Origin of the sequence: Neptunomonas qingdaonensis (assembly GCF_900113275.1) — a bacterium.
In the GTDB taxonomy this organism is placed as follows: domain Bacteria; phylum Pseudomonadota; class Gammaproteobacteria; order Pseudomonadales; family Balneatricaceae; genus Neptunomonas; species Neptunomonas qingdaonensis.
Genome location: NZ_FOOU01000029.1, coordinates 1 through 7,319, shown reverse-complemented (window position 1 = coordinate 7,319; position 7,319 = coordinate 1). Strand labels below are relative to the sequence as shown.

At 46.5% G+C, this 7,319-nt stretch carries 5 protein-coding genes and 1 pseudogene; 3 read left to right on the top strand and 3 right to left on the bottom strand.

All coding sequences use genetic code 11. The features are described 5' to 3' along the window. The 3 genes from BM099_RS20185 to BM099_RS20175 all read right to left on the bottom strand — a co-directional run. The coding region (locus BM099_RS20185; RefSeq protein WP_143083816.1) for an NAD(P)/FAD-dependent oxidoreductase at window positions 1-365 on the bottom strand (365 nt) is incomplete at its 3' end. Between the two features lie 13 nt (window positions 366-378). Continuing rightward, window positions 379-2,142, bottom strand: a complete 1,764-nt coding sequence (locus BM099_RS20180) for an acyl-CoA dehydrogenase family protein (protein WP_090731101.1) — start codon at window positions 2,140-2,142, stop codon at window positions 379-381. A gap of 193 nt (window positions 2,143-2,335) precedes the next feature. Beyond that, a complete protein-coding gene (locus BM099_RS20175; protein WP_090731100.1) occupies window positions 2,336-3,394 on the bottom strand; it encodes an AraC family transcriptional regulator in 1,059 nt (352 codons plus the stop codon). 353 nt (window positions 3,395-3,747) lie between these two features. On the opposite strand from BM099_RS20175, the gene BM099_RS20170 reads away from it, so the two are divergent. The 3 genes and pseudogenes from BM099_RS20170 to BM099_RS20160 form a co-directional block, all read left to right on the top strand. Continuing rightward, window positions 3,748-5,541 carry a DUF1302 domain-containing protein gene (locus BM099_RS20170; protein WP_090731098.1) on the top strand — a complete coding sequence of 598 codons (1,794 nt, stop codon included), beginning with the start codon at window positions 3,748-3,750 and terminating at the stop codon, window positions 5,539-5,541. Between the two features lie 28 nt (window positions 5,542-5,569). Next, window positions 5,570-6,919 (top strand): DUF1329 domain-containing protein, encoded by a 1,350-nt coding sequence (locus tag BM099_RS20165; RefSeq protein WP_090731096.1) that lies wholly within the window; start codon window positions 5,570-5,572, stop codon window positions 6,917-6,919. A 141-nt stretch (window positions 6,920-7,060) separates the two neighbouring features. Then, window positions 7,061-7,319: pseudogene (locus tag BM099_RS20160) on the top strand (hypothetical protein); the annotation flags it as partial.

Genomic DNA, 7,319 nt, shown 5'->3' with positions numbered 1-7,319 from the left:
GTCAGATTAGCCAGACTGACAATATAGTTGCCATGATTGTGCATGGTTTTGGGGATGAAGGCGTTGGGTAGCTTAGTGGCTTTCTCGTTGTTTTTCAGCAGGTACAGCTCATCGTCTGTGACGGGTGTATTCAGGGGCGCACCGAGTTCTTTCCAGTTCGGGAAAAGCTCATCCAGTGCGCGGGATTCGATCACCGCTCCCGAGAGGATATGTGCACCGACCTCAGAGCCTTTTTCGACCACACAGACGGTTAATTCCTGTTCTTGTTCATTGGCCATCTGCATAAAGCGGCACGCAGCGGATAATCCCGCTGGCCCGGCACCTACGATGACGACATCAAACTCCATTGATTCGCGTTCTGACATCTTCATATTCTCCTCAGAACTGTTCTACATCAAGTGCCATGATGGCAGCACTTCCTGTTTTCATTGTTTGCAGATGCATCGCTACACGCGGCAAAAAATGCTCGCCATAAAAACGCGCACTCACTTGCTTAGCGGTCAAGAATTCATGATCCTCGCTCTCATCAACGCTAAGCGCCAATGCCTTTGCGGCACTGCGCAGCATTAACCAGGCACCACACAAATATCCGAGCGACATCATCAAATTCACCCCAACAGCAGAGGCTTCATCTTTATGATTCAACAGCCAGTCTACCCCATCACGCACTTGCTGTTCAGTATCAATAGCTGTTTTTAATACCGACGCTAATTCTTCACTTACTCTGAGGGTTTTAAACTCATCAGCTATTTCATTCAACAGAGCATTGACCGACTCGCCTTTATTCATCAGAATTTTACGCCCGACCAGATCCAGCCCCTGAATTCCGGTCGTTCCTTCATAGATAGGAAGAATACGCGCATCCCGGAAAAACTGAGCAGCCCCAGTCTCCTCGATATACCCCATCCCACCTTGGATCTGTACACCCAACGAAGTCAACTCCTGCGCCAACTCTGTCATCCACCCTTTTACAACCGGTGTATACAGATCCAGACGAGCCTGATGAAGCGGCTTATTCCGCTCAGACGCCGCTGTCAACTTATCGGATTCGGACGCCGCCACGTAGGCCAATGCACGCATCGCCTCCGTTCCTGACTTCATTAACATTAACATGCGTCGCACATCCGGATGATGAACAATAGCTACCCTGCTACCATCTCTCATCACACCCTGAATTCGTTCTTTGGCATAGCTTAATGCGTGCTGATAAGCTCTCTCTGAAATCGCCACCCCCTGCAACCCGACACCCTGGCGGGCATCATTCATCATCGTGAACATGCAAGCTAAGCCCGTATGAGGCTCTCCCACCAAATAACCAATAGCCCCTTCGTGCTCACCGTAACTCATCGTGCAGGTCGGGCTGCCGTGAATACCCAGTTTATGCTCAATAGACACCGCCTTGGCATCGTTCCGCCTACCTGGCGAGCCATCAGTATTAACGATAAATTTGGGCACAATAAACAGAGATATACCACGCACACCCTCAGGCGCATCGGGTAACCGAGCCAATACCAGGTGCACGATATTATCGGTCATCTGATGATCACCCCAGGTAATAAAAATCTTCTGCCCGCTAATACGATAATGATCTGCTTCAGACATTGCTTTGGTTTGAATAGCTGCCAGATCAGAACCCGCATCGGGCTCTGTCAGATTCATCGTCGCGGTCCACTCACCACTCACCATTTTCTGCAGAAATATCGATTTAAGCTCGTCGGATGCATGCACAGTCACTGCTTCGATTGCTCCTTGAGTGAGTAAAGAGCAAAGTGAAAAGGACATATTCGCCGACTGCCAAATTTCCATAACGACTGTGGATAACGTGCGTGGTAGCCCCTGCCCGCCAAATTCAGGCTCCCCGGCTAACGATGACCAACCGCCCTCAGTAAATTGTTGATAGGCATCTTTAAAGCCAGGCGTTTCCTGCACCCCCGACTGAGTGATGGTTGCGCCTTGCTGATCTCCGACCTGATTAAGCGGTGCCAATACCTGATGCGCAAACCTGGCTGCCTCATCGAGGATGGCATCAATGAGCCCGCTGTCTAATTCATCTTGCTTAAGGCTGTTACAAATACGAGAAAAATCCACAACATGATTTAATACAAATTGTGCATCTCTACGGGGAAAATGGTACTCGCTCATGCTGATCGCTCCTGCGACCCTGCCTGGCTAACAGGATCAGTATTATTTTTTTGATACAGAAATGATCACTCACTGGCTAAAAATCAACAATGACAATTACAGCCGATTACTTTGACAAAATAGATCAACAGCAGATAACAACGCTGGCTAATTTATACAAAGTCGTTATATGCCATCACCAAATAACCTCCAGTTATTTTTCAAATTGATGACAATAGTCTTCACTACGACGATATTCACCCGGTGTCATCCCTGTCCATTTTTTAAATGATCTGAAAAAAGCAGACGGTTCATCGAACCCCATCAGGCCTGCCACATCATTAATCGAAAGTTGTGGTGAGTTCATATAATTCATAGCCGCTGCTTTGCGGCAATCATCTTTAATGACCTGATAAGAGGTCCCCTCATCCAACAAACGACGGCGCAACGTAGAAACCGACATATGTAACACCCGTGCCACTTCATCGGCACCGGGCAAGTCACGGCTAAAATCTTTACCAATCATGGCAATCACCTGGGACTTCAGGCTCTTATCATCATCGACCATCACATGCAGCTGAAAAGGTGCTGTTTTCAGGAATCCCTTTAACGTTTCTTCCGTTTGTATGACCGGATAGTCCAAAAAACGAGCGGGAAAGACCAGCGCATTATCATGCTGATTAAACCTGATCTCTGAACGAAAAAGCGTACGATAGTAATCAGCATCCTCTGGTTCAGGAAAGGTAAAATAAGCTGCTTTTATTTCAAGCCGCGTACCAATCAACCAGCTCGTAAAATGCTGCCATACTGATAATGAGGTGCGAATACTGTGCGGTGGTTCATTTTCCAGAAGCGTCTGAAATTCTTTATCATTCAGTTCCTGAGTCGGCGCAAAAGATATTTTGGCATATCGACCTCGACGCAGGAGCACCGGCTTAATCCGCGAACCTCTACAGATTTCATAAAAATCACTGCAGCGCCACATAACACGCTCCAATGTTTGACAATGCAAAATAGCATGACACATCATTCTGAAGGTTCCGTTAGGCACTTTTCCGCCACTGATCATGCCAAACGACTCATCTTGCGTTATCCAGATAATGCGCTGATATAACTGCCAGAATTTCTGTGCGGGAAACTCCGTCTGGTCTTCAATCTCATCACTACTGATACCCACATGTTCCAGCAAGCTACTGACCTGATAACCCTGCGATTCAGCATGCTTGAGCAGATGTTTTACATAACCATTAGGCACCGTAATTTTACGCTCCATGATCCCCCCATGAATATTCTGTCGTTTATTATTATCGTTTTTGTCACTGTTTTTAGAGTTTAGAAGCACTGTCACTTTAAGTCATGCCTTCTTTTGTCAGTCAATCTGGCGTGAATTGTTATTGTTGTAACGGCTTACAGTGTAGATGATTCTAATAGAAGCAACACTTGTCAAAGTGCTGCCTGACTTAACAAGGAGTTCAACAAGAAGCTCTATAAGTTAAAAGATGTTAAAAACAGCTATCGCTAATAACTTATTAGTACTCGCATTTACAAATAATGCATCCATACTGATATATGAGACTTAGTATATATAAGCCGCTGCTAAAAAAATAACAATGCAAGGTGATCGAAATGCCAATAAATACCATCAGAGCGACGAATAGCCCTCTGCTGCACCCCCGACTATTCAATCGAAAAATACTACCCGCTTTATTCGCAGCCACCCTTGCAGGTCAGGCTTATGCTGTTGAGTTCCAACTCGGTGAAGTCGAAGGTCGTTTTGACTCCCAGTTATCCTTAGGAGCCAGTTGGAGAGTAAAGGATGCAGATCCAAGCCTGATAGCTGAGCCGAACGGCGGTACAGGTTTAGGTTCAGGTAGTTTTGACGACGGCACTCAAAACTTTAAAAAAGGAGAAACCTTCTCCAAAGTGTTTAAAGGCACACATGAGCTCACTTTGAGCTACGAAAATGTGGGGGCTTTTGTACGGGGAAAGTACTGGTCTGACTTCGAGTTAAAAGATGGCGCACGCCTCCACGGTCATACTGCAAATGGCTATGTTGCAAATGACCAGCTTAACGATGATAGTTTTAATGACTTTGCTAAATTTTCTGGGGCTGAGATTTTAGATGCCTATGTCTACGGATACTTCGATTTAGGCGACATGCCACTTGATGTACGCCTGGGGCGACAAGTAGTTAACTGGGGTGAAAGCACCTTTATTCAAGGCGGCATTAATGTCATTAACCCATTTGATGTGAGCGCATTCCGCCGTCCAGGATCTGAAATAAAAGAAGGTTTATTGCCTGTTAACATGGCATTTGCATCCTTAGGTGTGACCGACAACTTGAGCCTGGAAGCTTTTTATCAAATTAGTTGGGAGCCCACTGTTGAAGATGGCTGCGGAACTTACTTTTCAGCAAACGATTTCGCCGCAGAAGGCTGCAATGGTATTCGTGTAGATGCAGGAGCACTCAATGGTGTTGCCGACAGCACTTATTACAACTTCCTCCCTGCAAACGTTGTAAACCGCAATGCCGATGGTAAGCGTGACGCAAACGATTCAGGACAGTTCGGCTTGGCTGTACGCTATTTAGCCGAAGACCTGAATAACACTGAATTCGGGGTATTCTTTGCTAAGTACCATAGCCGGTTACCCATTATTAGCGGCGTCAAAACGCCCGACCCAACTAACCCCTTCGCATCAGAATATTTTGTTGAATATCCAGAAGATATAAAAATGTTGGGTGTAAGCTGGAACACCAATATTGGTGAGCTAGCATGGTCCGGTGAAATCAGCCATAAACGCGACATGCCTATTCAGCTAAATGGCCCTATGTTGGTAGCATCCATGCTGACCCTGGGCACTCAAGCAGGCAACCCTGCTAATGGAAGTGTTGTGCCAATTGGTGCTGCCGGGTTAGGCACTGATATCCAAGGGTATACGGCTTTTAATGTTACCCAAGCACAAACAACCCTTATTAAAACAGTCAACAACGTCATGGGTGCTAGCCGCCTGGCACTCATTGGCGAACTAGGTTGGACACATATTCATGACTTTGACGAAAGCGCTTCCGCTCTAAAGTATGGCCGTAGTGGCGTGTTTGGCTACAGTCCGAGTGACGATGATGGCTTTGTCACACAAGATTCATTCGGCTATGTTGCGCGGGCAGCTTTAAGTTACCCGAATGCATTCTCAGGTGTCAGCCTGACTCCTCAGGTGAGCTTTAAACACGGTCTTAGTGGTTATGGCCCGCAACCTGGCGCAGCATTTAATGAAGGGCAAAAATCCATCAATCTGAGCTTACAAGCCGACTATCTGGAGCGTTACAGTGCCCAGATCGCTTACACTAACTTCTTTGGCGGTGATTACAACGAATTAGCAGACCGCGATTTTATCTCGCTTAGCACTTCCATCTCTTTTTAATAAATCAGCGTGAATATGGAGTAATCAAATGACATCGTACCCAAAAACACTGCTGATCACATCAGCACTGGCTCTCTCGATCAGCGGCATAGTACAGGCAGGCGTGTCCGCACAGGAAGCGGCCCGCTTAGGGCAGGATTTGACCCCGATTGGTGCAGAAAAAGCAGGTAACGCTGCAGGAACTATTCCTGCCTGGACGGGAGGATTAAGCTCTTCAGCAGACAGATATACCAACCCCTATGCTAACGAGAAACCGCTGTTTACTATCACCGCTCAAAATGCTGATCAATACAAAGCACAGCTATCTCCCGGGCAACTCGCCATGCTGGCAAAGTACGCGGATACATTTAAGATGCATGTTTATCCCACACATCGCTCAGCAGCTCTGCCACAAAAGTTGTATGAAACTATTGCACAAAACGCCACCAACTCAACATTAATTGAAGACGGTAACGGTATTGCGGGTTCGGTTGAGGCTATTCCATTCCCGATTCCTGCAAACGGCTTAGAAGTAATCTGGAATCATATGACACGTTTTCGTGGCGGCTCGCTAGAGAGAACTTTTGTACAGGTTCCCGTACAAGCCAATGGCGCGTTTACTGCTGTAAAAATCAATGAAAAAATGGCATGGCCGACCTATCTTGCTGACGCATATGATCCTAAAAAAGATGACAACATCCTCTTTTATTTCGTACAAAAAGTAGAAGCGCCTGCGCGTTTAACCGGTAATGTGCTGCTGGTTCATGAAACCATGAATCAGATTACTCAGCCACGCCAGGCATGGACCTACAATGCCGGACAACGTCGTGTTCGACGAGCGCCGCAGATAGCCTACGACGCACCAGGTACAGCAACAGATGGACAGCGCACTACTGATAACCTGGATATGTTTAATGGCGCACCTGACCGTTACAACTGGAACCTTGTTGGTAAGCAAGAACTTTATATTCCTTACAACAGCTTCAAGCTGGCTGACCGAGGCCTGAAATATGATGATATCTTGCAAGCCGGACATCTAAACCCTGAACTGACTCGTTACGAATTGCACCGTGTATGGAAAGTTGAAGCTACGTTGAAAGAAGGCGCTCGCCATATCTATGCAAAACGTACTTTCTATATCGATGAAGATAGCTGGCAGGCAGCCATTGTTGATCACTACGATGGTCGTGGTGAACTTTGGCGTGTAGGTGAGGAGCATGAGTTTCAGTATCGCGATGTCGATGTTCCATGGACAGTCGCTGAAATGCTGTATGACCTGCAGTCAGGTCGCTATCTTGCAGGAAGCCTAACCAACGAAGAAGGTTTAGGCTTTGATTTCACACAGCGCTTTAAACACAACGACTTTACCCCGCAGGCTATCCGCCGTTTAGGCAAATAAGCAACGTCTTAGACGCCCCCTCAGACAACAGGTTAGACAACACCTAAAGCCCTGAATTAATCAGGGCTTAATGAGATGGTTCCCCTCGCTTTTAACCAGCTATGCTGGAAAGGTGACGAAACCAACAAGGAGAACCATCTCATGTATATCAAAGTCCTTGGAATCGATTTAGGCAAGTCTTCTTTTCATTTAATCGGTTGTGACTCCCACGATCAACAAGTCTGTAAAAAGAAACTTTCTCGTCAAAAACTCATAACTTTTATCGCTCAACTACCGCCGTGTCTGATTGCATTTGAAGCCTGTGGTGGTGCGCATTGGTTAGGCCGCCTCTGTATGGAGCACGGTCATGACGTTCGATTAATCCCACCTCAATATGTTAAACCTTTCGTTAAAGGCAATA

Excerpts from the sequence above, each read along its gene's own strand:
- BM099_RS20180 (WP_090731101.1), bottom strand. The coding sequence starts at position 2,142 with ATGAGCGAGTACCATTTTCCCCGTAGAGATGCACAATTTGTATTAAAT.
- BM099_RS20175 (WP_090731100.1), bottom strand. The coding sequence starts at position 3,394 with ATGGAGCGTAAAATTACGGTGCCTAATGGTTATGTAAAACATCTGCTC.
- BM099_RS20170 (WP_090731098.1), top strand. The coding sequence starts at position 3,748 with ATGCCAATAAATACCATCAGAGCGACGAATAGCCCTCTGCTGCACCCC.
- BM099_RS20165 (WP_090731096.1), top strand. The coding sequence starts at position 5,570 with ATGACATCGTACCCAAAAACACTGCTGATCACATCAGCACTGGCTCTC.